We start from the raw sequence: 26,373 nt of genomic DNA on the forward strand, positions 1-26,373 counted from the left end.
GGAAGATCAACATGTGCTCGGCTCATCACAATTCCGCACAAGACCGCGCTTTTGTGCCGACGGCCACAGCGGGCACGGCGAAGGAAGGCGCATACTGAGCCATGACAAAGCCTGCGGCATCGAAGCGTCATCTGCCTACCAGCCCCTTCCGGGCCCCGGTCACACCGGCCACCAAGCACTTCGCGGAGGGCGACCGGGTCAGCCATGACATGTACGGCCTCGGACGGGTGATCGGCGTCGAGGACGGCATCGCGGCGCTCGTGGACTTCGGCTCGACACAGATGCGGATCCTGAGCCCGTACAGCAAGATGACCAAGCTGTAGTAGTGCTGTGCCCGATCGCGGCACACCGGGCCCCGTCCGGGGCCTGTAACGAAAGGCAGACTTCTCATCGAAGCAACGTCGCTGTTCTCCGCCGTGGAAGGGCAACCCCGCCGTTCGACGGCACCCTCGCCGCCTCCGACGACGAGCCCCTTCCAGGCGCCGGACTTCGGAGCGGACGAGCTCTCCTGGTCCGAGTCCGAGGACACGGAGGAGCCCGCCGCCGCCCCCACCCCGGCGCCGGCGGCCAGGCGTAAGGCGCGGCCCAGGGCCGCGTAGCGGTCGTCGTGAAGCGTGAATCCCCATGATCCGCAGCAAATGAGCCCCTCGATGACCATCGAGGGGCTCGTTCCGGTTAAGTTCCGCCGGCTGTTTCCAACTGCCGGCGAAGATCAGCGGCTCAGACGGCTTCCTTGTTCTCCTTGGGCGCCTCGCCCGACCTGCCGACCGGAGGCAGCACGCTCCAGGGTTCGTTGACCTGATGAGTAACGTCACCGAAAGTGAGACTCACAGCAGGTCGGAGGGATGAGACCGTGCCGACGATCACTGCCACAGGTCCGCCCCCTCAGACCCGCTCGGGTTCATGGTCAAGAGGTCTTCATGCAGTCCCGACAGGACGCGCCCAGTCGGGGCGCCGTCCTCTCCCGACTCCATGACGACCCAGCCGGCATCGATGCCCGACACGTTCACATCGCCGCCGGAGTCGAGCTCGTCGAGCGTCGAGAACACCGCTTCATAAGCAACGGCTCGTACCAGGCGGACGAGATCCTCTTTGTCCGCTCCAGCGGCAAGGAGTCGCTGAGCGGCAGGAAGCTGATCGAGCGCGCCTGGATCAGCCCAACCGTCGATGGGGTTACGCCACAGGCTCCGCAACAGTACGAACCGCGCAAGATGCGGAAGGTCTTCGCTGATCTCCGACTTGGCCCAGCCCTCGGCATCATCCGCGTCGAGCGCCTCGAACTGGCTGCGCAGGGACTGTGCCGCTGCCCTCTGGCTCGCGTCCAGACCGTTCAGCCAAGCCTGCCACTCGGATGGGGTTTCGCTCATCGCGACAGCATGCCCCACCACTGCCCATGACGTGTCCCTCGCACGGGTTGGTCTGAACACAGAGGAGGCCCGGCACGAGGCCGGGCCTTCCTTCAGTCAGTGCAGCTAGGTCAGCGCCACACGGGCTCGATCAAACTCGGATCGAACTTCCGCCGCCCCTTGCCAGCGGGGTGGATCAATACGGCCGAGAGGCTGTGCAAGATCAGCGCCTGCTGCCGCTCGATCGGGAGTGAATGGAAGTCCTCCCCGATGTCCGCACTCAGGGATTCGGCTTGCTGCCGCGCCTTGTTGAACCGACCGCGCTCCAGCTTCAGCTCATCCCGACGCCGCTCAAGATCCGGCAGCAGCAGAAGTAGCGTCGACACGGTGATCTTCTGTGCCTTCGCGGCCTGAGTCAGCTCAGCAAGGTCGGCCTCGACGGAGGCCAGCTCGGCTGCTCGCGGCCACTGTTCAGCCGGGGCGACGGTGCTAGCGGCAGCCCTCTCCCGCTGCTCGGCGAGGACCAGACTGATGATGAACTCGTCGACGGGCTCACCGACCCGCCCCACCTTGCCGCACCCGCCATTCACCACAGAGCACTGGTAGGTGAACTTGGCTGCTTTGGAGCCCGGTTTCCACAGCCTGTTGGCCTGTCCCCGGATCTTGGTGTGACACAGCGCGCACCGCGCGATGCCGGACAGCAGGTACTTCCGGGCAAGCATGCGCCCGGGGTCTTTCTGCTTGCGCTCGGCTACGACGACGCATACCGCTTCCCACTCCTCGACGGTGTTGATCGTCTCCCATTCACCGATGACCGGTCGGTTGGAGTCGTCGAGGAGGAGCTCTCCTCGGTGGGTGCGATATCCGCACAGCCGCGGGTTGGTCAGCATGTGCTCCAGGTGATGATGCGCAAGCCGCTTGGTCCCCGCGCGAGGATGACCCAATCCCCGCTTCTGCCATTCGGTACGGATGGTGCCGATCCGTACGCCGGCCAGCAGCTGTTGCTGAGCCTCGCGAACGTGGGCAGCAGCCTCGGGATCGACCTTGACTCCACCCTTCAGCCACCCGTATGGCGCGGGCCCGCCGCTCGGCTTGCCCAGTCGCGCCAGCTCAAGGTGCTTGCGCTGAATCCTTCGCGACGCATCGTGGGACGACTTGTTGGCGAAGGCCACCATGACGCGGGCCATGGTGCGACCGTCCGCAGTCCCGAGGTTCAGGTCGTTGGTGACAGTGGCGAACAGACGCCGCTTGGGTTCCTCATACAACTCGATCAGCCGCTCAAGGTCCCTCGGCTGACGGGCCAGCCGATCGAGGTCGTACGCAACGACTCCATCGATCAGCCCGGCCGCCAGGTCGCTCAACATCAACTCGAACTCGGGCCGCCGGACGTTCCTCTTCACCGGGTGGTGGTGCATGACAGCGACGGCGGCCACACGGTCACCGCGGAACTGTTCACCGACGCCCGGATGGGAGGGCACCCGTGCTGACGACGACCGGACCCCGACACGGCTTCTGGTGCGAGTGCTGGACCCAGGACCTCACCGAGGAGGGGCGGCCAGCGCTGGTGGCGTCCTTCGACGCCTACTCGGCTCCCGAGGCGGACAGATGTGTGGCAGTCACGCTCCGCACGATCTCCCCCGCGCTGGATTCTGACGCATCGGACGTGGCCTGGGCGTGGCTCTCCCAGGGCCGCATCGCAACCCGGCAAGCCCTCTTACGCTCCGAGCCCTGCACGGTCACCATCACCCAGGACCAGACCCACATCACCTGGACGATCCGACCAGCGATCTTCCTACCACTCGCCCACCGCCAAGGCACCGAACTCCCAGCCTGCGCACACGACTTCAAGCCCCACACGCCCGTGTCGAGTCTCAGTTGATGGTTGACGGGTTGGCGTCGGGTGATGCCCCGCCGCTCCAACTCGTGCACCAGGCGGCGCGGACCCCAGCCGGGATGCCGGCGCCGCAGCTCACACACCACCGCCTCCACCTCCCCGGCAATCCGGTGCGGACACGAAGCCGGACGGTGCGACCGGTCCGCGAGACCCGGCAGGCCCGACTGCTCGTACTTGCGCACCCAGGCATGCACCGACTGCCTGGACACCCCATACCGGGCCGCGACTTGAGTGACAGCAACCCCCGCGGCAACCTCCATCACCGCGTGATACCGCTGCTCGACCACGCTCAACTCCACCAGCACGGCCCCGGCCCTCCCCATGCGCCCAATCCAGGCGCACAGCCAAACCGAGGCAAGCGGTGTCAAGCATCAGGTGAGGCCACAACGTCAAGCATCAACCGAGACAAGACAAGCCCCATACGCCCGACTGAGTTACAACTTTCTCTACTAGTTCAAGGCGGCTCGCTCCGCTCCCCGCGCGCGGCACGGCCCCCGGCCGGGCCTGCGCTCCTGTCTCCGCCCCGCTCCAGCCCGGCCGGCGCCCGTGCCGCGCTCAAAGCATGCAACCGCCTGATGCCAGAGAAGAGCTACGTCGTGGCTGGGGCGGTCGGCTCCACGGCTTTACGGAGCCACTTTGGCGCGAGCCTCGAAGATCATGGCCCCAACGTCGTGCTTTACCGGGCAGGTCCACAGACTGCCCGACGCGCCGGAAGCTTACGGGGCCATGATCACTCGCGCCAAAGCAGCGCCACCCCAAAGCCGCTCCGCCAACCTCTACGTAGAAGCCCAGGGATTCATCGCGGCAGAAGCAATCCAGCCCAGGTAGACTCACCTATTTCCTTGCAAGAAGTCCAGTGAAATGGCCCTGACTCGCGTAACCAGACTGTCCTGCGACGCACGAGCGAGATAACTTCTCATCCTATCCGCGAGTTCGCGATCTTCAGGTAGACCATACCGCTGGATTCCTCGCAGTGCCCCGAATGGGACCGCGACTCCATCTGCCGCCAGGCAGTCGCCAATAGCATTCACAGCATGACTGGCTGAATCACCTGTGAGATTGGCAAAGTAGGCCAGTACCTCGGCTGCCTCTGCTCTTGGCAAAGCGGAGCGGTCACTAAGTAGGGTGAGCACGAATCCAAAAGTGAGATCAGATCCCAAGACCTCAGCCAACACGGGTGTTGACCTTGCCGCCTCTACGCGCTGGAGCACCTCTACATCGCGGACGAGTCGGATGAACTCCGCAAGAGCCTCCGACGTGCTAATCCCTTTAGATTTGGCCAGAAACCTCAAGCGCGGCCCCGAAGCCCCTGATGACGCGACAGGAAACATTCCACTGATCTGAGGTGATTTCAGCGCAGTCGGATCCTGCGATAGTTCCATGCGCACCGATTCTGGAACATTTTCAAACTTACGTGCCAAGAATCCTAGAATGGGATCTTTCTTGTGCGACGGGACTTTTCGATGCCTCAACAGGGCCGAGACCTCTGACCAAACAGCCATACTCGGGAAATCAACAGAAATTATGGCTGCGATTAGCCCTTCGTTTACACCACCGAAGGAATAAGCCCCGTGCGAAGCCTCCTCCATTGTCTTTGAGATCGCCCGCTTACAAACGTCCAGCACGACCACGGCGCGCTTGACAAGAGGGTCCGAAAAGCCAATCTGATGAAGGTCGGTGAGCGTAGCTACCTGACCCAAATCTGGCTCGCGACTGAGAGAAGCCTCGAAGAGCTCCAGTGCCCTGCGGTTGCCCTGCTTAGCGAGTTCGTATAGGACGGCATCCCGCACCTCGCCAATTTCAGCACTTACATTTTCCGATAGATAATCAATCCAGGAATTTCGCTCATCTGGACTAACTTGGCGCCAATCGAGTCGCGACAGGACGCGTAGCATACTATGGGCCGTAATTGGCTCGCCGTCAGACAGCCTCTCTCGAAGAGCAGCTGAAAGGGAGTCCCTATCAGAAATTTCAGAGGAAAGCGCAGCAATAGCATTCCACATCGGCTCTCGCGTGGAAAACCATCCCCCACCTACTGTCGTTTGGTAGGCAGGAAATTGGTGCGTCAAAATGCTACTGCAGGCAGAATCGGCTTCGCCCTGTGTGAGGAGAGGAGCTCCTGCCCTGATGACCTCGAATCCAGCCTTGGAGGGAGAGCCGGCGAGGCGACCGAGTGCCAGCACGATTTCCTTCTTCAGAACTCGAAGAGGACCTTCCTCGCGCATGAGCCGAATAGCCTGCTCGTACGCTTTTGAACTGCCACTAGTCCGAAGCAAGCGTACTCCCTGCTCTTTGAGCCAGAGCGTAGTATCCCGGTCTTCTCCCTCTCTCAGCAGCCATTCGCGACCGAGGATTTCGGACGCCGCGAGGGTGTCAACCCAGTCGCCACTTAGTTGCGAGCACAGCCAAAGGGCGTGTAGATCACGAGAGACAACATTTTCTCGCCCAATAGTCTGCGGGCGGGAAAAATAGGCACGATCTCGAACCTCTCTCTCGAAAAATTCCTTAATGTATGTTGATGTTACTCCCGCAAGGAGTTGATCCCTCAAACTACGATTTGGTGTTTGATCTGGCTGAATTTTTGCGAAGCCTGGCTCGGTCACCTCGACCATGGAATCGAGGAGTGCAGAGTTGCGCGAAGCAGCTGCGCGGAGCAGGGCCTCAACTCGACGGAAGACGTCAGACACATTTGAGACTTTAATCTCCTGAGCCGCTTTCGCGCAGTACTCAGGAAAATCCGTGGTCTCGTCAAGCAATTCCAGGGCTCGCGCACAGGACTCTCTTGCTGCGGCGTACTCTCCCAGTTCTGCCTCACGAAGTCCCTGCTGCACATGCAATGCCACTGATGTAAGCACGGGCAGTGACAGGTTTTCCTCATTCAGATATTTAGAGACGCCGGAAGCCTCCTCGCTGCGATCCATGTCCGCATAGGAAATGGCCAAGAAAAGCCCAGAGACTCCCCTAATTTCCGCTGGCGCCACGGCATCATGGACCAGCCGACTCAGGCGTTCCATCCCGACGGCTTCTGTGGGGTGCATCATTGATTGGGCAGCAGCCCGAACCAGCTCCCATTCCGGGGAGGAATCCTGGTCTTCAATTGGGAACAATCCTGGCTGTTCTCCATCACTCGGGTCATTTAGTCGTTCATAGTCCTGGAATCGCCCCAGCACTACGAGGGCCAATGCCTCCATGGCTCCCAGTGAGGAACCACGCCCCACGACAGGAGCCACTTCCTTCGGGGAGAGCGCAGCTAGTGTCCAACCAAGCATCTTAGTTCCCACCCGCCCAGATTTCCTTTGAATCACTCGCGCCTTCGAGCCAGTCAGTCTTTGGCCCCGCCTTTAGCAAAATTCGACTGACTTCCTCTTGTAGCTTTGATGGCTCGTATACGAATGTCTCGACCTCGGCCCTATCTCCAGCGGCAAGAATCTCCATCTTGCTTTCATTCGAAATTTCTCGCTGCGACAGAACGTAGACTTTCTTTTCTGCTTCAACTGCAGCTCGAAATAGATGAAGGCAATGGAATGAGCGGGCAAGGTCGTCTGAAATGATGATCGAGATGCGTGACTTCTGAACCACCTCGGAAATTGCAGGTCTACCATACTCTCTATTTGCTGGCTTTGCACTGTTGTCTACCCGAAGGCTGAAAAATGGTGCAGCTCTGTCGGTTGATTGAACGAAGTCCACTGCGCGGGCAATTGCGCTAGCCAGATCGTCCGACGGGTCGTCTGCAGTCCATGCGAAAGCCCAGCGCTGTTCCACATTCCTATCCGGCGAAAACGGAAGTTCGGGATCCGAATCTGGCGTCGTTGGCGTTGTCAGCAAAGACACGAGGTCCCGGCAAATATCCAGCACGTGTTTTTTGACTGTCTTATATACCAGCGCCTCCTTGTTCTCCGGCTGGATGATAGTGAAATGGTCACCTGGCATTGATCCCGTGTCCAGAAAAAGACCCATAGCCGAAGTAGGGCGCACGATATTGTCAGTTTGTCCAAAATAAGCAGTAATCGGAATTCTGCATTCGTTGGGCGCGCAGGTAATGGACCGGACGACGCTATGGATCACCTTCCTTTGTGCCTCTGCAATAGAATCATTGAGGGTTCCGAGTTCCTTGGCTTGTGAATGTCTGAAGAGGAAGAAGATCCATCTGCGCGCCAGTAGGAAAAGTTCGGAACCTGAGTTAGGACATGCAAACATCACGGCCTTCTTGATCCTGTTAAGATCCAGGCCGCGTCCGTCATTGAGCATTCTTTGCAGATAACGTTGAAGTACTAGGCCACCCTGACTATGGCTGATTAGAATCAGTGCATCGTAATCGTCACACTCAATCTCCAAATAACTCTTCAAGCTATCGGCGATATCATTGAGATTTGGAATGCGACGCAGTGGATTTATTTTGAACTTAGGCGAGTCGTACGGGAAGCGCTTAAAGTCAATCTGAACCTCGCTGCGGTGGATATCACGGTCGCTTTCGAGGAGACGCTGAAGATTTTCCCATGTCTTAGGTCCGGAAAATAGTCCGTGCAGAAATACGACTGCGACTTTCCGCTCCGCCACCTCAACGCTCCGTGGTCTGCAGGTTTAAAGGGAACCCGCAGACAACTGTGCAGGCCCCTCATAGGCTAGCGCTGTTGGGGCTTCGGAACCCCGTGGTTCAACGTATAAGGCCATGGCTGTCGCCGTTCGTACGCGCTTCCTCTCCCTCACGAGGCATGGGGGATCGAAGGGACAACCGCGTCACGCCTGCTCACTGCCTCGCACCGAGTCCTCGTTCCCGCACCACTAGCGCATCAGATTGGACGGGGAGCAGGAGGGAATCAGGGGGACGCGACCTAGCCCAACGAGGACACGGCCCTGCGGTTCGTCCAAGTCAACGTGCTGGCTAACTCTACGGATTCGGAGCTTCCCAGCTCAGTGCTCCGCGTCGCTGGGCCCGGGGCTGCCCGCGTAGTACTCACCGTCGTCGCCGACGAGGTTCGCCGTCAGTTCTGCTGCCAGATCTGCCAAGGCCATCCTGTCGACGTCAGGGGCATGTGCTCCAGAGAGGGTCACCTGTCCTGCGTCCCAGTGGAAGCAGACAGCGCCACCTCCCGGGCTGATCCAGGTGAACAAGGGCTGCCGACCGATGTGGGCCAGGTCGAGGTACCCGTCTTCTCGGAGGGCCCGGCGCGTACGAGCGAAGGTGATCCACTCGACGAACGCGATCGGGTGCTCCTCGGTGTCCATCGCGTCCGCTGTCCTGGTGATGTGGAGTTCGTATCCCATGGCGGGGATCATTCACCAGGGCTCTGACAGAACTGCCGTCCGCTGGCGTCCGTCTCACTTTCCGTCTCATTCAGCTTGGTTCAACGGCGTTCATCCGAGACTCAAAGCTGTCCCGTGGCGGACGCCCTGCGAACCGCCATGCGATCACACCAGAGGGCGGGGGAGAGTGGTGGGTGGCGATACGTCGATGGGCTAGTCGAAACCCGGCGCTCGCCCTCCGATGGCATCACTGGCCGCCCGCATGAACTGTCCGCGGGCTGAATGACGCTCCGCCTCCAACGCGGACTGCTCATCAGCAGCTAGCTGGAAAAGTCGCTGATCACTGCCGTGGTTAGCGAAAGCGATCTCGTTGGTCACAGTGGACACCTCCTCGCAAGCAGTCCAGAGCCCGTGGGCAGCTCGTGCAACTTCGTCGGGCCCCTCAAGTATTACGTTGGCACAAGCCTCTCGAAGGTCGAGAATCGCAGCGTCTGTCTCTAGGACGATCGGGTCTACAGGAACTTCAGAGTCAGGGCCAGGTCTGATCTTCCACAGCTCTTGGATTTTCCTGTCCGCCTCGTGGTACTTCCTCAGCACATCGAGATAGGCCTCGCGGCGAGCCTCTCGGTGCATGATCTTTCGCTGCTCACTACGCTCGGCCTCTTTGTCGCGGAACTCTTGGCGTCCTCGAAGCAGGTTGAATCCGCCCGTGAGCGCGACGCCGAGCAACGCGCCACCAGCACCGATGGCAGCTCCCCAACGATCAACCATATCCGCAGCTCAGATCGCTTCCCTCGACGGAGTGATCGGCTCCCCCGACTTACGTACTACAGGCAGCACGCTCCACGGAAAGTTGATCCAGTCGTCGGTCCGCTTCCACACGTACTCACACTTCACCAGCGACTGCGACTTCTCGTAGATCACGGCGCTGCGCACCTCGGCGACGGCGTCGAGGCAGAAGTCCCGGACCAGCTTGAGCGTCTTGCCGGTGTCGGCGACGTCGTCGGTGATCAGGACCTTCTTGGAGGAGAAGTCGATGGCGTTGGGGACGGGGGCGAGCATGACCGGCATGTCCAGCGTCGTCCCCACCCCCGTATAGAACTCGACGTTGACCAGATGGATGTTCTTGCAGTCGAGCGCGTACGCCAGCCCGCCCGCGACGAACACCCCGCCCCGGGCGATGGAGAGCACGATGTCCGGCTCGTACCCGTCGTCGGCGATGGTCTGCGCGAGGTCACGGACAGCGGTGCCGAACGCCTCGTAGGTCAGGTTCTCCCGCACACTCGCGCCGCCCTCGCTCATACCTGGGTCCGGTGGAAGTTGAGGAAGGAACGGGAGGCGGTGGGCCCGCGCTGCCCCTGGTACCGGGAGCCGTACCGCTCACTGCCGTACGGGAACTCGGCCGGCGAGGACAGCCGGAACATGCACAGCTGGCCGATCTTCATGCCGGGCCACAGCTTGATCGGGAGGGTGGCGAGGTTGGACAGCTCAAGGGTGACGTGGCCGCTGAACCCCGGGTCGATGAACCCGGCGGTGGAGTGCGTGACGAGCCCGAGCCGCCCGAGCGAGGACTTGCCCTCCAGGCGCGAGGCGAGGTCGTCGGGGAGGGAGATGACCTCGTACGTGCTGGCGAGCACGAACTCCCCGGGGTGGAGGATGAACGGCTCGTCGCCCTCCGGCTCCACCAGCCGCGTCAGATCGGCCTGCTCGACGGAGGGGTCGATGTGCGGGTACCGGTGGTTCTCGAACACCCGGAAGAAGCGGTCCAGCCGCACGTCGACGCTCGACGGCTGCACCATGGATTCGTCGTAGGGATCGATCCGCACGCGCCCGGCATCGATCTCGGCCCGGATGTCCTTGTCTGAGAGAAGCACGTCCCGAGGATACGCAAGGCGCGCGGACCGATTTGCATCGGAGGCCGCGCGCCGGTGTGACTGCGTACTGCCACTTCTACTGTCGCTGCTTCTCCAAGGCCACCGGTACGACACTACGGAGCCGAGCGCACCGTGGGCATCGGACCAGCCGACCGGGGCCGAGCCGCTCGGCCTGCTGCATCGGGAACGAAGCGGTGCTGAACACGTGCCCATCGGCACAGCGGACGACGGTGCGTTCCATCAAGTCCTGTAGTCCCTTCCCCAAGAGCCCCGTCCGACTGCTGCTCGCCGGACGACAAATGCCACATTACGGGATGGAAGGAACGACTCTCCAGGCGGCACTCCGGCCACTCCCGGACCCTCTCCCACCCCTCCACCGTACGCCCCAACTCCGGTCCCCCGCAGCCCTGTCACACCCCCTTAACGCACACAGACCCCATGGCTTCAGCGCCGGGGGTCTGACATGGGGTACAGTGACGAGGCGTTACGACACCGGCCTCAACCGGCGTCTTACGCGGGTGTAGTTTAATGGTAGAACATCAGCTTCCCAAGCTGAGAGCGCGAGTTCGATTCTCGTCACCCGCTCCATGATTAAGGCCCAGGTCATCGACCCGGGTCTTTTTGTTGTCTGCGGGGATCTGCGGTCGCGTGCCGGATTCGTGCCGGATGCTTGATCGTCGGGGTCGTGGGCCTGCGGCTCTGGCACGAGCACTGCTTCCTGCGCTTGCTTCCGCGCCCTGCGTACGGTCGCGTCGAGACCGGTTGCAACTTCCTGCTGTCGGTGACGATGTGCGATTCGATGAGGCCCGGGCGCCCGGTGACCAGGATCTACATGTCCCGACCGTACGGCCGTGTTCGCGGCCGTGGGTCGTTCGGCGCGGGTACGTCAGGGGTTCGTACGCCTCGGGGTCGTGCCCTGCCGTCTCCGGTGCTCGCCGTGTCCTCTCCCCTTCGGAAGGTCGCCGCCGTCAGCAGTGCGAAGGCCAGGGCGAAGCCGAGCATGGTGAGGACGCCCCGTGGCCAGAAGATGTGACTGTCGACGAACGACCAGCAGGAGGCGAGCAGCACCACGGCACCCGGCAGCACCCGGGCCCCGTGCCGCCGGTACAGCACCGCGCATGTCGCGAGACCGGCCGTGGCCAGGGCGTAGACCCCCGCCCGGCCCAGTTCGTCGCCGGTGGCGAACAGCCGCCCGGCTGCCCCGTGCACTCCGTGGTCGACCACCGTGCCCGCCGAGATCCCCGCGACGGCGTCGAGCCCGGAGTAGTACGCCGCGTAGACAAGGCATCCGGCCCAGGCGAGCAGCGTCAGGGCTCCCTCGGCGTCGCGGCGCGGCCTGCCCCACAACGGGACCACCAGACCGAGCGCCAGGAAGGGGAACACCGGCAGCAGAACGACGTGCAGCCCGGCCCAGTCACCCGCCGTCGCCGCCGTCAGATGCCGGGGATGGACCAGACCGGCGACAGCCAGCAGCAGGGGGGCCGCCGTCACCAGCGCCGTCGTACGCAGAGCACGCAAGGAACGCATCCCGTCACCGTAGGAGGCCGCACCGGCTCCGCCGTGGCACTGCGCGGGACGCGTAAGACATCCGTAACACCGGCGCGGCCGACTGCTTACGAGAGTCTGACGCGGCCCCCGTTCCCCACCCGCCTCACTGCCACCACGACGACCCTCGTCCTGTCCACGACCTCCACGCGGACGCATGGGCACGACGAGGAATGAAGGAGTGGCACATGAACATGTACGGCGAGCGCAATGAGCACCGTCCAAGTCCCAAGGCCGGGGGACGGCGCGGTCACCGGGCACGGTCCAGGACGCGGCGCATCATGATCGGCGGAGCCGCCCTCGCCACCGTCGCGGCCGGCACCGTGGCCGTGTCCTTGGCCTCGGCCGGCCAGTACGGGGCGTCCGGAGCGGGAGCCGATGGTGCCGTCTTCGTGCAGGGCAACGAACTGAACGGCAACACCATCCACGTCTTCGCACGGGACGGCCAGGGCAAGCTGAAACCCGCGGGCAGTTACGCGACGGGCGGCAGGGGCGGCGACCAGGTCGACGCCCCCACGGACTCCCTCGCCTCCCAGGGGTCCCTCGTCCACGACGACGCCTCCGGGATGCTGCTGGCGGTCAACGCGGGCAGCGGCACACTGACCGCCTTTCGTGCCGACGGAACGAAGCTTGGCCGTCGTCAGATAGTGGACACCGGCGGCGACTTCCCGTCCAGCGTCGCGGTGCGCGGCAAAATCGCGTACGTCATGAACGCGGGCGGCAAGGGCAGCGTCCAGGGCTTCCGGATCACCACGAAGGGGCTCATGCCGATACGGGGGTCTTTCCGCTCCCTCGGCTTGGCCAACGAGGCCGTACCTCGGTTCGACACCTCGCCCGGCGAGGTCGAGATCACCCCGGACAGCCGCAACCTGGTGATCACCACCAAGGGAAACAACACCATCGAGGTCTTCCCGCTGAAGAGGAACGGCCTGCCGGCCGCCGCCGAGCCGGTCGTCAACAAGTCTGCCGGCAACGTGCCGTTCGCGATCAGCTTCGACAGGTCCGGCGGGAGGATGCTGGTCGCCGAGGCCGAGAGGTCAACGGTGACCACCTACCAGGTCCGGCCGAACGGCAAGCTGAAGACCCTTCAGAAGCCGCTTGCGAACGGCCAGGAGGTGCTGTGCTGGTTGGAACGCGCGGGCGACCACTTCTACGGCGGCAACACCGGCAACTCCACCGTCACCGGGTACCGCATGGACAAGCACGGACGGCTCGCCCTGACCAACGAGGTCGGCCTCGCCACCCCGCCCTCCTCGAAATCGCAGGGTGTCATCGACATCGCCGTGACCAAGGACGCGAAGTTCGTCTACGTCCAGAACGCCACCTCCGGAACGGTCGACGGCTTCCGCGTCGAGAAGAACGGATCCCTCACCAAGGTCACCACCACCGAGGGGCTGCCCGCGTTCGCCGAGTCCGGCATGGAAGGCATCGCCGCGATGTGACACCCGAGGCGAACGAAGCGTCGAGAGCACATCCACCGAACGGAGACCCAGTGGACGGCCGCCCTGCCGAGATTCGGTGGGGCACTCTCCGGTGGTGCCCAGGAACTTCGGCCTCGCCACGGCCTGGCTGTTCGGGTTGAAGTCCGCGTATGCGATCCGGTAGACACGACAACAACCCACTCACCTGCCTGAGTTGCGCCTTTCTCCACTGGTTCGGGGCCCGCACGCGGTGCTACCGCGGTGATTTAGCTGTCAATCAGGAGTGTTGAGTCACAAGTGGACACGGCACTCGCCTCTGGCTAGGCTCGATTAACGGATGCCATACCTGAAGTAGCCGTTGCAGCGCAAGGTCGTTGGCATCGAAAGAGTGACCCTACGGGATCGGATCATCAAGGATAATCAGCGTCATTCAGTGTGATGCACTGCCGATCCCACATGCATGAATCATGGGTCAACTACAGCCCTCAGCGGCAGGCACGCGGGTCCGCTTGACGGTGCACGTCGAAAATTCGCGGTTCACCGCTATGCCCTGCGTTTTACGCAGTGAGGCCTCTCAGCAAAGCCGTCTGACTGAAATCAGGGGCAGGAGTCTGACATGCGGAACCTCAGCCACATCAGAAGAAATGCACTCAGTTCCGTCGCGGTGGCGGCCTCGCTGACGCTCGCCGCATCCGTGGCAGCAATCGGCACGGCACACGCCGCTGTGAAGGTCACTATCACCGGAACGGTGAGCTGTGCCAAATTCGATGATTCGACACCGAAGATAGTGACAATAACCCCCAAGAAGGGGACTGTCGGCTCGGACGAAACGCCCAGCGAGGAGCAGGTCGAGCAGTACACGATCAAGCTCACAGGAATTCCGAACAGCGGCACGACCGTCACCGCCAAGGTTGTCTGCGAAGACGATGAAGGCGACACGAATACGTACAAGGTCAAGGATGTCCCGATCAAGAAGCCCGCGAACGGCGGCCCTGTGAACCTCAACCTTCCGGCATAGGTCCTGCCCGTCCCGTGCCAAACATGACGGATCTCAGGCCGCCTGGCCCCCGCCGTCACCCATGGTGGTTCCCCTGGCGGCCGCGTCCATGAGCTGTCCGGCCTCCGCCTGCGCCGTATCGGGGGCGATCACCAGCAGATCCCATCGGCCGTGGCCGGGCGTGAGCAGGCAGACGGTCGGTGGGGCCTGCGGATGATTGGTCAGGTGGAGGCGTACGACCTGGTTGGCGACGAGCATTCGTCCAGGGAACGGTGACCACCCAGCACCGTTCACGGTGACGCTGCCGATCTGCCCCCAGGTCGGCGGCAGTCCGGCCAGCAGCTTGGGGAGCTCGGACGTCAGGTCGTACGAGTGGGGCCACCAGGCTCCGTCGATGAGCCGGGGCATCCGGCCGTACGACGGCTGGGCCGCCAGGCTCAGACGGACGGCTGTCGGCGAGGCGGGCGGGGGCGGGGGCGGCGGGACTGGGGACATGAGAACTCCCTGGTGGCGGCAGTGGGGCTGCGCAGCGGGCTGCGGGGCCTCGCCTCGGTCCGAACAGTGCGGCCGGGATCAGGGGCTGCGCCTCTTCGGCGGTCGTGGGGCGGGGCAGCACGAACAGACGGTCGGTCGGTCGGTCGGTCGGACAGACGGTGGACGGACGGAGACGCGAAGGGATGCGGGCCCTCAGTCGGTCTCGTCCGCGTGGGCCTGGTCGGCCGATGGCCTGCTGGTGTTGAGCCAGGAGCGGAGCGGGTCCGCGGTGTGCGGGTCGCCGGTGTGTGCCGTGTCCAGCGTCAGGTGCAGCCGGGTCCCGGTCCCCGGGTGGCTCGCGGGGTAGCTTCGCTGCTCGCCGCCGGTGAACAGGGTGCGGAGCGCGTCCGCGACGAGCCTGGCCGCTTCCGGGTCCTCGGCGACGATGCGGACCTCCACCCTGCTCCGCGCGGTCGGTCCGCCCGGCTCGGTGGGGTGCGTGGCTTCGGATGTCGTACGGGGTGCCATGGCGGGACCTGCCCCGGACCTCAGCGGCCCGTGTCGCGGTGCGGCCGAGGACGAGACCGGTCCGAACACCGGTGTACGACGTGCCCGCGGCCCCTCCACCGTACTCCCCGCCGAGGACCTGCTCAGAGGCCGTACGACGCCACGGCCGCCATCAGGTACTCGGCGTCCGCCGCCGCCAGCTCCGGCGGTACGACCAGCAGGTCCCGTCCGCCCTGGTCCGCGTCGAGCAGACACACCGTGTACCGGCGCCGCCAGAGGGACTGCCTGCGCAGTCGTACGACGTGGTGGCCGACGAGGATCCGGCCCGGCGACTCCGCCCACATCTGCGTGCTCACGGTGACGCCGACGATCTTTCCCCAGTCCGGGGGCAAGGCGCCGATCAGCGGCGGGAGTTCGGTCAGCAGATTGCGGCAGCGGGGCCACCATGCCCCGTCGACGTGCAACGACACCGCGGCGCGCGGCGCCAGCCGCAGCCGGGCCGCGGGCAGGGAGGGCGGGGGCTGGAGGACGGCGGCCATCGAGGCGCTCCTGTCTGGGGCGGCGACCGGTGGACGCCGCCCGGGTGTCCGCGGCGGACCACGGGACGAGAGGACGGCCCGGCGTACGACATGCCCTCGGCTTCCCACCGTAACTCCGCCTACTGGGAAAGGATCCGCCGCCGACGTGCACATCTCCGGGCGGCGTCGGAGGGCTCTCTCTTCAGTTCCGTGCGGGCTGAATGGCCTTGCGGAGACGGGAGTTGAGGTGGACGGGTGCGTGGTGCTGACCGGTCGGCGTCAAGGGCTGAGGACCAGGGCCAGGCGCAGGGCGGGCGGGTTCGCTCCGGAGCCGCCCGGGACGCCCCGCCAGCCCCAGGAACGCAGGGCCTGAAGCATCCGGGTGTCCCCTCGGCACACGAGCGTGACGCCGAGGGCCGCGCCGTGGTCGTGCAGCAGCCTCTGTTGTAGGCGCCGGGCCAGGTTCCAGTCGCGGCCCTGGTACTGCCGGCTCACCTCGGGCGGGACGACGATCTCGGGGATGGCGAAGAGGCGGCCCGCGGCCGCGAGAGGGAACAGGCCCGTCGGCAGGTACGCACCGAGCCCCTCCCCCTGGCACCCCGCGCCCCGCACGGGAAATCCGTAGGCCAGTCCCGTCGGGTCGGTGTTCCCGGCGAGCAGCAGGGCGAAGCCGGGCCGCCGTTCGGCGGCCGCCAGGCGCCGCAGGAAGCGGGCACGAGACGCCTCGCCCCCGTCCGAGCTGTGCGCGTACACCTCGCCCAGTTCCTGTATGCGGTCGGCGATCTGACATCGGGTCAGCGGGCGCAGTACCGCCCCTGCCCAGGGTGACGCGCCCCGTTCCCTGCTCGGCGGCTCCGGCATGTGCGCGGCCATGACGCGAATCCCTGCTCCGGGGGCGGACGCGACCGTCCCGGCATCGTCGCTCGCCGGGACGGCGCCGGCGACGGAGCCGGCGCACGCGAGTTCCTCGGCCCTTCCACCGTACTCCGGGCCGGACGGCCTTCCGGGCGCCGTCGCTTCCCGGGCTGGGAGGTCGATGTCTTCCGTTGTTTCATCCAGTGATGCGAGTTCGATCCCCGTGGCCCGAGGGCGGGATGATGGCCGCTATGCGTATCCGCATCGACGCCGTCGACCTGCCCGGCCCCGGCGACCCCGCCCGCGGCAACCTTTACGTCGCCGTCCAACGCCGCGACCGTCCTGCCGAAGTCCTCGCGCCACAGCCCGGCGACGGACCGTCCGCGACCTGGACCCTGGAGTGCACCGCGAGCGCCTCGCCGACCGGCACCGAGGTCAAAGGCCCCTATGTACAGGACCGTCTGGGCCGGCGGTTCATCTATCTGTCGTGGGGCACGGTCGACGAGTCGGGCACCTTCACGATGTTCCGCCGCGCCAAGCTCATGCTCGACGTCATCCCCGCCGACGTACTCGCCGCGGCCGCCCGCGACGGGCTGCTGATCGGACACCTCGGTCTGACCGACGCACAGGGCGGGCCCCTGTGCGCACGCGTCGAGCCCCCTCACATCACCTGGACCGCCGCACGGGCCGGCTAGGGCGGACTTCGTCGGCGCGGAGGAATATCTACATCCGCGAAGTAAGAAATAGGCACGGCACCCGGCGAGTATTCCTCGACCGCCGACCCGAGCAGAATTACTGACCGAACAGAGTCGCTCGCACCATGCTAACGTCGTAGTCAGTTGCAGGTGTGGTTGCCAGAAGGTTCATTTCCCGACGGTCCAATCAGCACGGCGACGCGGAATTCGCACAGGGCGAATTCCGGGCTTCGTCTCCGAAGGAGAAATGACATGGCTACTGGCACCGTGAAGTGGTTCAACGCGGAAAAGGGCTTCGGCTTCATCGAGCAGGACGGCGGCGGCGCCGACGTCTTCGCCCACTACTCGAACATCGCCGCCCAGGGCTTCCGTGAGCTGCTGGAAGGCCAGAAGGTGTCGTTCGACATCGCGCAGGGCCAGAAGGGCCCGACCGCCGAGAACATCGTTCCCGCCTGACACCGGCAGCAACGCATACTTCGCAGCTGGGGCCCGCACCTTTGGGGTGCGGGCCCCAGCTCGCTGCATTTCAGAGCGCGTTGACGATCAACTCGACGCCCGTCGTTTCAGGCTCGTTCTCGCGATTCTCTGCGCCTTTCATATCGCTGCGGAAATTCCTTGGTACGTGCCTACGCTCCACATCGAGGAAGGTTCCGCTTGAACCGCGCACGCACCGCCCGCACAGCCCGCACCTACGACCGCTCCTGGGATTCTGCCGCCGAGCGCTCGAACGCTCCCCGGCGTACCAGGAACCACGGACGCCGCCCGGCCGCACCCCAGGGCGAGTTCGCGCTGCCGGTGACGATCACGCCCGCGCTGCCCGCCGTCGAGTCGTTCGCCGACCTCGCCCTGCCGGGACCGCTGCTGGCCACGCTCGGCCGCGAGGGCATGACCGTGCCGTTCCCCATCCAGGGGGCGACCCTGCCGAACTCCCTCGCCGGACGTGATGTGCTCGGCCGCGGCCGTACCGGCTCGGGCAAGACCCTGGCCTTCGGCCTCGCCGTGCTGGCCCGTACAGCGGGTCGGCGCGCGGAGCCACGGCGGCCGCTCGCCCTGGTCCTGGTCCCCACCCGCGAACTCGCCCAGCAGGTGACCGACGCGCTCACCCCGTACGCCCGCTCCGTGCGGCTGCGGCTGACGACCGTGGTCGGCGGGATGTCCATCGGCAGGCAGGCCGGTGCGCTGCGGGCCGGTGCGGAGGTCGTCGTCGCGACGCCGGGACGGCTCAAGGACCTCATCGGCCGGGGCGACTGCCGGCTGGACGACGTCGCCGTCACCGTCCTCGACGAGGCCGACCAGATGGCCGATATGGGCTTCATGCCGCAGGTCACCGCCCTGCTCGACCAGGTGCGCCCCGAAGGGCAGCGGATGCTCTTCTCCGCCACCCTGGACCGCAACGTCGACCTGCTCGTCCGCCGATACCTGAGCGACCCGGTGGTCCACTCCGTCGATCCCTCCGCGGGAGCGGTCACCACGATGGAGCACCACGTGTTCCATGTGCACGAGGCGGACAAGGACCGGACGACCACCGAGATCGCGGCACGGGACGGCCGGGTGATCATGTTCCTGGACACCAAGCACGCCGTGGACCGGCTCACCGAGCGCCTGCTGAGGAGCGGCGTCCGCGCCACGTCCCTGCACGGCGGCAAGTCCCAGCCGCAGCGCACGCGGACCCTCGCCCAGTTCAAGAGCGGACATGTGACGGTCCTGGTGGCGACCAACGTCGCGGCGCGCGGGATCCACGTCGACCACCTCGACCTGGTCGTCAACGTCGATCCGCCCACCGACCACAAGGACTACCTGCACCGCGGCGGCCGTACCGCCCGTGCCGGGGAGTCCGGCAGCGTCGTCACCCTGGTGACTCCCGGGCAGCGTCGCGGCATGAGCCGGCTGATGGCCGCGGCCGGCATCACCCCCCACATCACCCCGGTACGTTCGGGTGAGGCGGAACTGAGCCGCATCACCGGGGCCCAGGCCCCGTCCGGTGTCCCGGTCGTCATCACCGCGCCCCCCGCGGAGCGTCCCCGCCGCGCCGCGTCCTCCGGGGCCCCCTCGTCCCGGAGCCGCCGCGACCGCCCCGCCCAGGGACGCGCCGGCGGACGCGCCGGGCGGCGCAGGGAGCAGCGGCCCGCCTTGGACCCGGCCGCGTAGCGGAGTCGGCCAAAGCCCACCCCTCTCTCACCCCTTTTCTGGAGGCAGCTTTGACACCGGTCCAGACGCAGCGACAACCGGCGGTTCGCTCCACGACGAGCGCGGTCAACGACATGAACGGGGCCGGACCCCGGGTCCGGGACGACATGACCGTCGAGGTCGCCCTGTCCCTCATGACCGGCGCCCGTGTCGAGTACCTCCTGCTGTGCGACGGGGACGACCAGTGCACGGGCTCGATCACCCGGGCCGAACTCGCCGTTCACCGCGGCAGTTCCAGGTACACGGACCGGCTCCGTCTACGGGACGTCCTCACCCTCTCCCGCTGATCCGCCTCACTCCGGTCAGCCCGTTTCTCCTTCTCTCTGTGAGGGCCTCATGCGCTGTGTCATCGCCCGGTATCCCTTCGATCTGAGCAAGAGCGGAGTGCTGGCCTCGATGAAGGGCGTCACGCCCGAGATCGTCACGGGTGAGTCCGTGACCATCGGCCGCCGCCGCTACCCCGTCAAGCAGGTGGGCGAGGTCGTCACCCGACAGGACCGCCGCGATTTCACCGGCGGCGAGGTCGTCCGGGCCATGGCCCGTCTCGGCTTCACCTGCCATGCCCACCCCGACGCCACGCCGGTGCGGGTAGCCGCTCCGCTCGCCGCTTCGTCGGTCGCCGCTTCGCTCGCCGCCTCGTCGGCACTGCTGGGCGGCGCCCATCTGGACGAATGAGGACGGGAAGAATGAGGACGGGCGGCTGAACCGCCCGTCGGATTCACATGAGGGCCCTGCCGACCCATGTCGGCAGGGCCCTCACGGCTGTTCACGGCGACTTCGATACCCATCGTCGCAGGTCACAGGATATGTGCTCCCTCAGACAGGTGAAATCTACTCTTGCCAGAGTAGACATTGGGCTCTGTCGCGGTTAGCCTTTTCTTCGTCAACACAGGTCGAACGAGACCCGCCAGACACGAACTGGCGGGTCGCAGTACCCGAAGTTCGTAGACGCAGTGCATGTCAGGTTCAAGAGAAGGACGGAGGACGCAGACGCCATCAGGATCGCCCGGCCCGGGACGCACTCGGCCGGGTACCGCAAGACCCCGGATTGGAAGGTGGTCCCCGGTCACGCAGCCGCGATCCCCGCACCCCCCTTTCTGTAGGGCTGGTAGCGGAAACAGAAGGTCGGCAGAGCAGTAGGGCCGACGGATGGTGTTGAATTTCCTTCGGGGCCCTGGTGCCGTACGGCGCCAGGGCCCCTCGACGCGTTGCACAACGAGGTGACATGACAGCAGACAACCCCCTCAGTGATCGTCTGGACGACGATGACTACCCCGCGTACACCATGGGGCGGGCCGCCGAGATGCTCGGCGCCACCCCGGCTTTCCTCCGAGCTCTCGGTGAGGCTCGTCTGATCACTCCGCTGCGCTCGGAGGGCGGGCACCGCCGGTACTCCCGCTACCAACTGCGGATCGCCGCGCGCGCCCGCGAGCTCGTCGACCGGGGCACCCCGATCGAGGCCGCGTGCCGCATCGTCATCCTTGAGGACCAGCTTGAGGAAGCTCAGCGCATCAACGCCGAGTACCGCCGGCATGCCGAGCAGGAAGCGCCCGACGCCTCCTCTCGCGCTTCCGGCTGATCACGCGCTCAGCGATCAGCCGCCACTTCGGCTGTTACCAGCCGGCGGCGTCGCTCAGCTCCTGCTGCCAGTACGTGACCTTGATCGAGTCGTCGATGTAGGTGCCCTTGGCGGGCAGCGACGGGTGGGCGGCGGTGCCGACGCTCTCGCTCATGGAGCGGCCGTAGAAGTAGACGGCCAGGGACTTCGCGGTGCGGCCGTTCGAGGCGCTGCCATCGCCGGCGGACAGGCTGATGGCCGCGTATCCGGACTGGCCGGGCTCCAGCGTGACGACGGCCTGCGGCTGCGAGTCCTCGATGACCGGCGGCTCGGACTGGGCGTCGGCGAACTGGACGCTCGGGTAGCCGTAGAGGAAGCAGGTCTTGCTGCCGGTGTTGGTCACCGTGAGCAGCATGTGGTTCACGGGGCGGCTCATCGAGGTCGCGACCGTCTTGGTGTTGGACCCCTCGCAGGTGACCGGCGTGCCGGACGAGCCCGAGGAGCCCGACGTGTTGGGTGCCTTCGACGCGGAGGCGTTGGACCCGGTGGAGGACTTCCCGCCGGAGGAGCCCGTAGAACCCGTGGATCCCGTGGAACCCGTAGAACCTGCGGAGCCTGTGGAGCCCGTCGACGCCGCGGTCGGTGAGGGGCTCGTGGAGGTGGTCGCCGCCGCACCCTCGTCTTGGGCGCCCGATCCGTCGTTGCACGCGGTCAGGGAGAGCGCGGCGAGAACGGTGGTCGCGGCTGCGGCTGCGAGACGGGTGCGGGGGGTACGGACGTTGGACATGTAGCTGAGCCCCTTCGGTGTTCGGGTGTCGGTGGTGATCCGATGACCGAAGCCTGTGGGGTGATCCGTCCCGACCACCACGCCCAGCGGAGTTTTCGGGACGCTGGAACGCTGGAACACCCTCTGACCTGGGAGAACACGGCTGCCCTGGAAGGGCGGACGGGACGCGGGGACCGGCACCCGGCCGGTCCCCGGCGGGGCGGACGGGGTCAGCGGACGTCCACGTAGCCCCAGTCCGCGCGGGAGAGCTTGCCCGTGACGGTGAGGGTCTTGCCCTTGGCGATCGGCTCCGGGCAGGTCGACGTGGTCCGTGTCGCCGGTGGCCGGCCAGGTGCCGTAAGCACGGCGTCGGGGCTGTCGTACCCACCCGCTTGCCGCCTTTGAACGTGCCCACGGTCTTGACGGCTGCGGGTCGGGGCCGCGAACGGTCTCGTGAGGGGGCGGCCCGAGGCATGGCCACAGACTTTCGCATTCAGGTGAATCGCGCCAGGAAGATCACTTTCGGCGACCTACTATCCCGTTTCGTGACACATGGGCAGCCGCGGAGAGCGGCCGACGTAGTCGTCCTCGGCGCCGGGCCGGCCGGGCTTGTGCTCGGCAATCTTCTTCAGGACAGCGGGATCGACTGCGTCGTTCTGGAGCGGGCCGGGCGCGCGCACGTGCAGGCGCGGGCGCGGGCCGGGTTCCTGGCCGCGCACACCGTACGGATCCTGGAGCGGCACGGGCTGGCCGAGGGGCTGCTCCGGTACGGGCGGGCCCACAGCACGTGTGAGTTCCGCACCGAGGACGGGCGGTTCCGGCTGGACTACGGCGGGCTCGGGCTCGGGGAGCGGCACACCGTCTATCCCCAGCAGCTGCTGGTCGGCGATCTGCTGACGCGGTTCCTGGCCGTCGGCGGGCGGGTCGAGTTCGGTACCGAGGCGGTCGCCGTCCTCGACGCCGACACTGGTCGGCCCTCGGTGACCGTGCGGGAGGCGGACGGCCGGCCCAGCCGGTGGCAGGCACGGTATGTCGCCGGGTGCGACGGGCGGCACGGTGCGGCTCGGCGGTCGCTGCCGACCGGTTCCGTACGCCGGTACGGCGGCGATCACGGTGTGACCTGGCTGGGACTGCTCGCCGAGGCGCCGCCCAGCGTGGACGCCGTCGGATACGCGGCGCACGAGCGCGGGTTCGCCGGGCACATGGCGCGGACCAGCGACATCACCCGCTACTACGTGCAGTGCGAGCGCGGCACCCCGGCCGACGCCTGGTCCGAGGGGCTGTGCGCGAGCTTCGCGCGGTACGGGGCCACGCCGGACGGCGGTGGGTACAACCCGCACGAGAACGGCACGGTCCTCTACTTCGGCGTGCCCGTCGAGGCGAAGGTGGCCTGTCGGAGGGTGGAGTTGTACGTTCCCGGCGACCATCGGGACGTGCTGGCCGACCATCTCGACGAGTATCGCCTCCGGCAACCCGCGGAAACGCTCCTTCGGTTGCTGACCGGGGCGTGGACCACGCAGGCGCTGGCCACGTTCGCCCAGCTGCGGGTCGCCGACGCGATGGACGGCGAACACGGTGTCGGTGTCGAGGAGTTGGCGCGGCGGGTCGGCGCGCGGCCGGGGAACCTGGCGACGCTGTTGCGGTATCTGGTGATGGTGGGGGTGGTGGCGGAGGGGCATGACGGTTTCCGGCTCACCGCTTCGGGCGCTCTGCTGCGGGCGGATGTCCCGGATTCGATGCGGGCGCTGGCGCTGATGTACGGCGGGCCGTTCTACCGGTCCTTCGGGGAGCTCGGGCACACCGTGCGCACGGGGGAGGTCGCCTTCGAGCACCTCTTCGGCGAGAACCACTTCGACCACTTCGCCCGTGACCCCCGTCTCGCGGAGCTCTTCGACCAGTCCATGGCCGCCGGATCCGCCATGTTCGACCCGGTCCCCGCCCACCCGGTGCTCACCGCGGCGGCCGAGGCGCCCGGCGGGGCCACGGTGGTCGATGTCGCGGGCGGCAACGGGGAGTTGCTCAGGCGTATCCTCGCCGCGCACCCGCGCCTGAACGGGCTCCTGCTGGAGCGCCCGCACGCCGTGGAGGCGGCCCGGCGCCGCCTCCACGAAACCGGTCTCGCCGCTCGATGCGCCTTCCTCGCCGGTGACTTCGCGGACGTACCGGCGGGCGGTGACGTGTACGTCCTGTCGCGCGTCCTGCACGACTGGGACGACGAGCGCTGCGCCGGGATCCTGCGGCACTGCGCCCGTGCGATGCCGGACCACGCCGATCTGCTGGTCGTCGAACGCGTGCTGCCCCGCGACGGTTCGGTGTCCCTGGCCACCGCCTGGGACCTGCACATGATGTGCAACGTCGGCGGGCGGGAACGCCATGCCGACCACTACGCCCGCCTGTTCGCGGACGCGGGCCTCAGCCTGGTGGGCCTCGCCCCGCTGCCGCTGGACGGCAGTGTGCTGCACGTGAGGAAGGCTCGGTAGCGCCGCGGTTGTCCGTGAACTCCCCCGGAATTGTCCGTGATCGGTAACGGACGGAGCCCGGGACCGCGGTTCCTCGTCCTGCCATGCGAAGGTCGGCGAGGAACTGCGGGAGAGTGGGGCGGACATGGCGCGGCACGGTGCTGGGCGGGGCTGGTACGGCAAGGTCATCGGGGCGGCGCTCGGCGTGACGGTGCTGGCCACCGGCGCCTCGATGTGGACCGCGCAGGCCGGTGCCGTGGACTCGTCGCCGAAGGCGGGCGCGTCCGCCAAGCCGGCCGCCGTGAAGCCGGTGGACGTGACCATCGTGCACGCCTCCGACAAGGGGGCGCGCGGCGTCAACATCACCATCGACGACGGACCCGACCCCGTGTGGACCCCGCAGGTCCTCGACGTGCTCGCCGAGTACGGGGTCAAGGCCACGTTCTGCATGGTGGGGACGCAGGCGCAGGCCCACCCGGAGCTGGTGAAGCAGGTCGTCGCGGCCGGGCACCGGCTGTGCGACCACTCGGTGTCGCACGACACCACCATGGACAAGAAGTCCGAGGCCTACCAGTCCCAGCAGATACTCGACGCCGAACGCATGATCACCGAGGCGTCGGGCGGTGTACGCCCTCTGTACTACCGGGCCCCCGGCGGCGCCTTCACCCCGTACAGCCGCAAGCTCGCCGCCTCCCACGGCATGCGCCCCCTCGGCTGGAACGTGGACACCAAGGACTTCGAGCGCCCGGGCACCGCCGCCATCGTCACCACCGTCCAGCAGGAGATCCCCAACGGTCCCACCCTCCTCTTCCACGACGCCGGCGGCGACCGCTCCCAGACGGTGGAGGCCCTGCGCCAGGTCCTGCCCTGGCTGAAGGAGCAGGGGTACAGCTTCGGGTTCCCGGTGCGCTGAACCCCTTACGGAGTCATGACGTCCCCGCGCGCTCCCAAGGTGGCGAGGCGGTCCGGCCCTAGCGTGGCCTCATGCGTGTACTGGTCACCGGCGGTGCCGGGTTCATCGGGTCCCAGGTCGTCGAGGCGCTGGGCGGGCGCGGGCATGAGGCCGTCGTGTACGACGTCCGGTCCGATCCGCGGGAGGACGTGCGGGACCCCGAAGCCGTCCGGCGGGCGCTGCGCGGCATCGACGCCGTCTGTCATCAGGCGGCCATGGTCGGGCTCGGCAACGGGGTCGCCGACGCCGCCGAGTACGTGGCGCACAACGACCTCGGTACCGCCGTGCTGGTCGCCGCCATGGCGGAGGCGGGGGTGCGGCGGCTGGTGCTGGCCGGGTCGATGGTCGTGTACGGGGAGGGGCGGTACGCGTGTGCGCGGGACGGCGTCGTGCGCCCGGGGCCGCGGGCCGTCGAGGATCTCGACGCGGGGCGGTTCGAGCCGGTCTGCCCGGTGTGCGGGGCGGAGCTCTCCCCCGGTCTGATCGGTGAGGACGCGCCCGTCGATCCGCGGAACGTGTACGCCACCACCAAGCTCGCCCAGGAGCATCTGGCCGCCGCCTGGGCCCGGTGCACGGGTGGGTCGGCACTCGCCCTGCGGTATCACAACGTGTACGGGCCGGGGATGCCGCGCGATACGCCGTACGCCGGCGTCGCCTCCTTCTTCCGGTCCGCGCTCGCCCGGGGTGAGGCGCCCCGGGTGTTCGAGGACGGGCGGCAGCGGCGGGACTTCGTGCATGTGCGGGACGTGGCCGCGGCCAACGCCTTGGCGCTGGAGGCGGGTTCGGGTTCCGGGGCGCTCACCGCGTACAACGTCGGCAGCGGTGAGCCGCACACCGTCGGGGAGATGGCCCGGGCGCTCGCCGACGCCTACGGCGGGCCCGCGCCGGTCGTCACCGGGGAGTACCGGCTGGGGGACGTACGGCACATCACCGCCGACTCGGCGCGGCTGCGGGCCGAGCTGGGGTGGAAGGCCGAGGTCGGGTTCGCGGACGGGATGACGGAGTTCGCGCGGGCCGGAATGCGCGGCGGGCAATCCGAGGGCGGGGCGGGCGCCGTATAAGAGGGGGTCACGAGGCCGGT

28 protein-coding genes, 1 tRNA gene and 2 pseudogenes are annotated in these 26,373 nt (G+C 66.5%); 15 read left to right on the plus strand and 16 right to left on the minus strand.

Features of this window, described 5'->3' with window-relative positions; all coding sequences use genetic code 11:
• Window positions 1–101: 101 nt before the first annotated feature.
• Window positions 102–323 carry a hypothetical protein gene (locus OG866_RS20650; protein ID WP_329336713.1) on the plus strand — a complete coding sequence of 74 codons (222 nt, stop codon included), beginning with the start codon at window positions 102–104 and terminating at the stop codon, window positions 321–323.
• Between the two features lie 540 nt (window positions 324–863).
• On the opposite strand, the gene OG866_RS20655 is transcribed toward OG866_RS20650, so the two are convergent.
• Both OG866_RS20655 and OG866_RS20660 read right to left on the minus strand, forming a co-directional pair.
• On the minus strand, window positions 864–1,367 hold the full coding sequence (locus OG866_RS20655) for a hypothetical protein (RefSeq protein ID WP_329336715.1): 504 nt from the start codon (window positions 1,365–1,367) through the stop codon (window positions 864–866).
• A 110-nt stretch (window positions 1,368–1,477) separates the two neighbouring features.
• Window positions 1,478–2,779 carry a recombinase family protein gene (locus OG866_RS20660; RefSeq protein WP_329336716.1) on the minus strand — a complete coding sequence of 434 codons (1,302 nt, stop codon included), beginning with the start codon at window positions 2,777–2,779 and terminating at the stop codon, window positions 1,478–1,480.
• Here OG866_RS20660 and OG866_RS20665 point away from each other — a divergent pair.
• Both OG866_RS20665 and OG866_RS20670 read left to right on the plus strand, forming a co-directional pair.
• Window positions 2,741–2,833, plus strand: a pseudogene (locus OG866_RS20665) (ATP-binding protein); the annotation flags it as partial. The gene OG866_RS20660 and the pseudogene OG866_RS20665 overlap by 39 nt on opposite strands.
• Window positions 2,830–3,225: a hypothetical protein gene (locus OG866_RS20670; protein ID WP_329344216.1), complete on the plus strand. Its 396-nt coding sequence runs from the start codon at window positions 2,830–2,832 to the stop codon at window positions 3,223–3,225. The pseudogene OG866_RS20665 and the gene OG866_RS20670, both read left to right, overlap by 4 nt.
• 23 nt (window positions 3,226–3,248) lie before the next feature.
• Here the strand turns inward: OG866_RS20670 and OG866_RS20675 are convergent.
• The 7 genes and pseudogenes from OG866_RS20675 to dcd form a co-directional block, all read right to left on the minus strand.
• Window positions 3,249–3,533: pseudogene (locus OG866_RS20675) on the minus strand (helix-turn-helix domain-containing protein); the annotation flags it as partial.
• A 537-nt stretch (window positions 3,534–4,070) separates the two neighbouring features.
• Window positions 4,071–6,431, minus strand: a complete 2,361-nt coding sequence (locus tag OG866_RS20680; protein ID WP_329336718.1) for a hypothetical protein — start codon at window positions 6,429–6,431, stop codon at window positions 4,071–4,073.
• A 79-nt stretch (window positions 6,432–6,510) separates the two neighbouring features.
• A complete protein-coding gene (locus OG866_RS20685; protein WP_329336720.1) occupies window positions 6,511–7,797 on the minus strand; it encodes an esterase/lipase family protein in 1,287 nt (428 codons plus the stop codon).
• A 354-nt stretch (window positions 7,798–8,151) separates the two neighbouring features.
• Window positions 8,152–8,505: a hypothetical protein gene (locus tag OG866_RS20690; protein ID WP_329336722.1), complete on the minus strand. Its 354-nt coding sequence runs from the start codon at window positions 8,503–8,505 to the stop codon at window positions 8,152–8,154.
• A gap of 192 nt (window positions 8,506–8,697) precedes the next feature.
• Complete coding sequence (locus OG866_RS20695) at window positions 8,698–9,255, minus strand: hypothetical protein (protein ID WP_329336724.1); 558 nt, start codon at window positions 9,253–9,255, stop codon at window positions 8,698–8,700.
• Window positions 9,256–9,264: 9 nt separating this feature from the next.
• Complete coding sequence (locus OG866_RS20700) at window positions 9,265–9,786, minus strand: phosphoribosyltransferase (protein ID WP_329336725.1); 522 nt, start codon at window positions 9,784–9,786, stop codon at window positions 9,265–9,267.
• Window positions 9,783–10,358 carry a dCTP deaminase gene (gene dcd / locus OG866_RS20705; RefSeq protein ID WP_060906645.1) on the minus strand — a complete coding sequence of 192 codons (576 nt, stop codon included), beginning with the start codon at window positions 10,356–10,358 and terminating at the stop codon, window positions 9,783–9,785. The genes OG866_RS20700 and dcd overlap by 4 nt, the downstream gene beginning before the upstream one ends.
• Window positions 10,359–10,872: 514 nt before the next feature.
• Between dcd and OG866_RS20710 the strand changes: the two genes are divergently transcribed.
• Window positions 10,873–10,946: transfer RNA gene (locus OG866_RS20710), tRNA-Gly, on the plus strand.
• A 240-nt stretch (window positions 10,947–11,186) separates the two neighbouring features.
• Here OG866_RS20710 and OG866_RS20715 read toward each other — a convergent pair.
• Entirely contained in the window at window positions 11,187–11,885 is a 699-nt protein-coding gene (locus tag OG866_RS20715; RefSeq protein ID WP_329336728.1) for a hypothetical protein, read from the minus strand.
• Between the two features lie 206 nt (window positions 11,886–12,091).
• Here OG866_RS20715 and OG866_RS20720 point away from each other — a divergent pair, with 206 nt between their 5' ends.
• Both OG866_RS20720 and OG866_RS20725 read left to right on the plus strand, forming a co-directional pair.
• Window positions 12,092–13,345, plus strand: a complete 1,254-nt coding sequence (locus OG866_RS20720) for a lactonase family protein (protein ID WP_329336730.1) — start codon at window positions 12,092–12,094, stop codon at window positions 13,343–13,345.
• A 595-nt stretch (window positions 13,346–13,940) separates the two neighbouring features.
• Entirely contained in the window at window positions 13,941–14,342 is a 402-nt protein-coding gene (locus OG866_RS20725; protein ID WP_329336732.1) for a hypothetical protein, read from the plus strand.
• Window positions 14,343–14,375: 33 nt separating this feature from the next.
• Here the strand turns inward: OG866_RS20725 and OG866_RS20730 are convergent, their stop codons facing one another.
• The 4 genes from OG866_RS20730 to OG866_RS20745 all read right to left on the minus strand — a co-directional run bounded on the left by OG866_RS20730 (window position 14,376) and on the right by OG866_RS20745 (window position 16,693).
• A complete protein-coding gene (locus tag OG866_RS20730) occupies window positions 14,376–14,816 on the minus strand; it encodes a DUF5994 family protein (RefSeq protein ID WP_329336734.1) in 441 nt (146 codons plus the stop codon).
• Between the two features lie 192 nt (window positions 14,817–15,008).
• Window positions 15,009–15,323, minus strand: a complete 315-nt coding sequence (locus OG866_RS20735) for a hypothetical protein (RefSeq protein ID WP_329336736.1) — start codon at window positions 15,321–15,323, stop codon at window positions 15,009–15,011.
• A 122-nt stretch (window positions 15,324–15,445) separates the two neighbouring features.
• A complete protein-coding gene (locus OG866_RS20740; RefSeq protein WP_329336738.1) occupies window positions 15,446–15,841 on the minus strand; it encodes a DUF5994 family protein in 396 nt (131 codons plus the stop codon).
• Window positions 15,842–16,099: 258 nt separating this feature from the next.
• Window positions 16,100–16,693 carry a hypothetical protein gene (locus tag OG866_RS20745; RefSeq protein ID WP_329336740.1) on the minus strand — a complete coding sequence of 198 codons (594 nt, stop codon included), beginning with the start codon at window positions 16,691–16,693 and terminating at the stop codon, window positions 16,100–16,102.
• A 233-nt stretch (window positions 16,694–16,926) separates the two neighbouring features.
• Between OG866_RS20745 and OG866_RS20750 the strand changes: the two genes are divergently transcribed.
• The 6 genes from OG866_RS20750 (at window position 16,927) to OG866_RS20775 (ending at window position 21,136) form a co-directional block, all read left to right on the plus strand.
• On the plus strand, window positions 16,927–17,370 hold the full coding sequence (locus OG866_RS20750; RefSeq protein ID WP_329336742.1) for a DUF5990 family protein: 444 nt from the start codon (window positions 16,927–16,929) through the stop codon (window positions 17,368–17,370).
• A 252-nt stretch (window positions 17,371–17,622) separates the two neighbouring features.
• On the plus strand, window positions 17,623–17,826 hold the full coding sequence (locus tag OG866_RS20755) for a cold-shock protein (RefSeq protein WP_004986771.1): 204 nt from the start codon (window positions 17,623–17,625) through the stop codon (window positions 17,824–17,826).
• A gap of 198 nt (window positions 17,827–18,024) precedes the next feature.
• A complete protein-coding gene (locus OG866_RS20760) occupies window positions 18,025–19,518 on the plus strand; it encodes a DEAD/DEAH box helicase (protein WP_329336743.1) in 1,494 nt (497 codons plus the stop codon).
• Between the two features lie 113 nt (window positions 19,519–19,631).
• Complete coding sequence (locus tag OG866_RS20765; protein WP_329336744.1) at window positions 19,632–19,844, plus strand: CBS domain-containing protein; 213 nt, start codon at window positions 19,632–19,634, stop codon at window positions 19,842–19,844.
• A gap of 49 nt (window positions 19,845–19,893) precedes the next feature.
• Entirely contained in the window at window positions 19,894–20,232 is a 339-nt protein-coding gene (locus OG866_RS20770; protein WP_329336746.1) for an SCO5918 family protein, read from the plus strand.
• A 550-nt stretch (window positions 20,233–20,782) separates the two neighbouring features.
• On the plus strand, window positions 20,783–21,136 hold the full coding sequence (locus OG866_RS20775; RefSeq protein ID WP_329336747.1) for a MerR family transcriptional regulator: 354 nt from the start codon (window positions 20,783–20,785) through the stop codon (window positions 21,134–21,136).
• A 34-nt stretch (window positions 21,137–21,170) separates the two neighbouring features.
• On the opposite strand, the gene OG866_RS45250 is transcribed toward OG866_RS20775, so the two are convergent.
• Complete coding sequence (locus OG866_RS45250) at window positions 21,171–21,902, minus strand: DUF4232 domain-containing protein (RefSeq protein ID WP_443063549.1); 732 nt, start codon at window positions 21,900–21,902, stop codon at window positions 21,171–21,173.
• A 209-nt stretch (window positions 21,903–22,111) separates the two neighbouring features.
• Entirely contained in the window at window positions 22,112–22,246 is a 135-nt protein-coding gene (locus OG866_RS20790) for a hypothetical protein (RefSeq protein ID WP_329336749.1), read from the minus strand.
• A gap of 180 nt (window positions 22,247–22,426) precedes the next feature.
• Here OG866_RS20790 and OG866_RS20795 point away from each other — a divergent pair, with 180 nt between their 5' ends.
• The 3 genes from OG866_RS20795 (at window position 22,427) to OG866_RS20805 (ending at window position 26,353) form a co-directional block, all read left to right on the plus strand.
• The gene (locus OG866_RS20795) at window positions 22,427–24,361 is read left to right on the plus strand and encodes a methyltransferase (RefSeq protein ID WP_329336750.1); all 1,935 of its coding nucleotides are present in this window, start codon (window positions 22,427–22,429) and stop codon (window positions 24,359–24,361) included.
• A 124-nt stretch (window positions 24,362–24,485) separates the two neighbouring features.
• Window positions 24,486–25,253, plus strand: coding sequence for a polysaccharide deacetylase family protein (locus OG866_RS20800; protein ID WP_329336751.1), 768 nt, complete (start codon window positions 24,486–24,488; stop codon window positions 25,251–25,253).
• 71 nt (window positions 25,254–25,324) lie between these two features.
• A complete protein-coding gene (locus OG866_RS20805; protein WP_329336753.1) occupies window positions 25,325–26,353 on the plus strand; it encodes an NAD-dependent epimerase/dehydratase family protein in 1,029 nt (342 codons plus the stop codon).
• Window positions 26,354–26,373: the final 20 nt, after the last annotated feature.

This window comes from Streptomyces sp. NBC_00663, from assembly GCF_036226885.1.
GTDB lineage: Bacteria > Actinomycetota > Actinomycetes > Streptomycetales > Streptomycetaceae > Streptomyces.

Coding starts and splice junctions, on each gene's coding strand:
- OG866_RS20650 (WP_329336713.1), top strand. CDS start 102: ATGACAAAGCCTGCGGCATCGAAGCGTCATCTGCCTACCAGCCCCTTC.
- OG866_RS20655 (WP_329336715.1), bottom strand. CDS start 1,367: ATGAGCGAAACCCCATCCGAGTGGCAGGCTTGGCTGAACGGTCTGGAC.
- OG866_RS20680 (WP_329336718.1), bottom strand. CDS start 6,431: ATGGAGGCATTGGCCCTCGTAGTGCTGGGGCGATTCCAGGACTATGAA.
- OG866_RS20690 (WP_329336722.1), bottom strand. CDS start 8,505: ATGGGATACGAACTCCACATCACCAGGACAGCGGACGCGATGGACACC.
- OG866_RS20695 (WP_329336724.1), bottom strand. CDS start 9,255: ATGGTTGATCGTTGGGGAGCTGCCATCGGTGCTGGTGGCGCGTTGCTC.
- OG866_RS20700 (WP_329336725.1), bottom strand. CDS start 9,786: ATGAGCGAGGGCGGCGCGAGTGTGCGGGAGAACCTGACCTACGAGGCG.
- OG866_RS20715 (WP_329336728.1), bottom strand. CDS start 11,885: ATGCGTTCCTTGCGTGCTCTGCGTACGACGGCGCTGGTGACGGCGGCC.
- OG866_RS20720 (WP_329336730.1), top strand. CDS start 12,092: ATGAACATGTACGGCGAGCGCAATGAGCACCGTCCAAGTCCCAAGGCC.
- OG866_RS20725 (WP_329336732.1), top strand. CDS start 13,941: ATGCGGAACCTCAGCCACATCAGAAGAAATGCACTCAGTTCCGTCGCG.
- OG866_RS20730 (WP_329336734.1), bottom strand. CDS start 14,816: ATGTCCCCAGTCCCGCCGCCCCCGCCCCCGCCCGCCTCGCCGACAGCC.
- OG866_RS20735 (WP_329336736.1), bottom strand. CDS start 15,323: ATGGCACCCCGTACGACATCCGAAGCCACGCACCCCACCGAGCCGGGC.
- OG866_RS20740 (WP_329336738.1), bottom strand. CDS start 15,841: ATGGCCGCCGTCCTCCAGCCCCCGCCCTCCCTGCCCGCGGCCCGGCTG.
- OG866_RS20745 (WP_329336740.1), bottom strand. CDS start 16,693: ATGGCCGCGCACATGCCGGAGCCGCCGAGCAGGGAACGGGGCGCGTCA.
- OG866_RS20750 (WP_329336742.1), top strand. CDS start 16,927: ATGCGTATCCGCATCGACGCCGTCGACCTGCCCGGCCCCGGCGACCCC.
- OG866_RS20755 (WP_004986771.1), top strand. CDS start 17,623: ATGGCTACTGGCACCGTGAAGTGGTTCAACGCGGAAAAGGGCTTCGGC.
- OG866_RS20765 (WP_329336744.1), top strand. CDS start 19,632: ATGAACGGGGCCGGACCCCGGGTCCGGGACGACATGACCGTCGAGGTC.
- OG866_RS20770 (WP_329336746.1), top strand. CDS start 19,894: ATGCGCTGTGTCATCGCCCGGTATCCCTTCGATCTGAGCAAGAGCGGA.
- OG866_RS20775 (WP_329336747.1), top strand. CDS start 20,783: ATGACAGCAGACAACCCCCTCAGTGATCGTCTGGACGACGATGACTAC.
- OG866_RS45250 (WP_443063549.1), bottom strand. CDS start 21,902: ATGTCCAACGTCCGTACCCCCCGCACCCGTCTCGCAGCCGCAGCCGCG.
- OG866_RS20800 (WP_329336751.1), top strand. CDS start 24,486: ATGGCGCGGCACGGTGCTGGGCGGGGCTGGTACGGCAAGGTCATCGGG.
- OG866_RS20805 (WP_329336753.1), top strand. CDS start 25,325: ATGCGTGTACTGGTCACCGGCGGTGCCGGGTTCATCGGGTCCCAGGTC.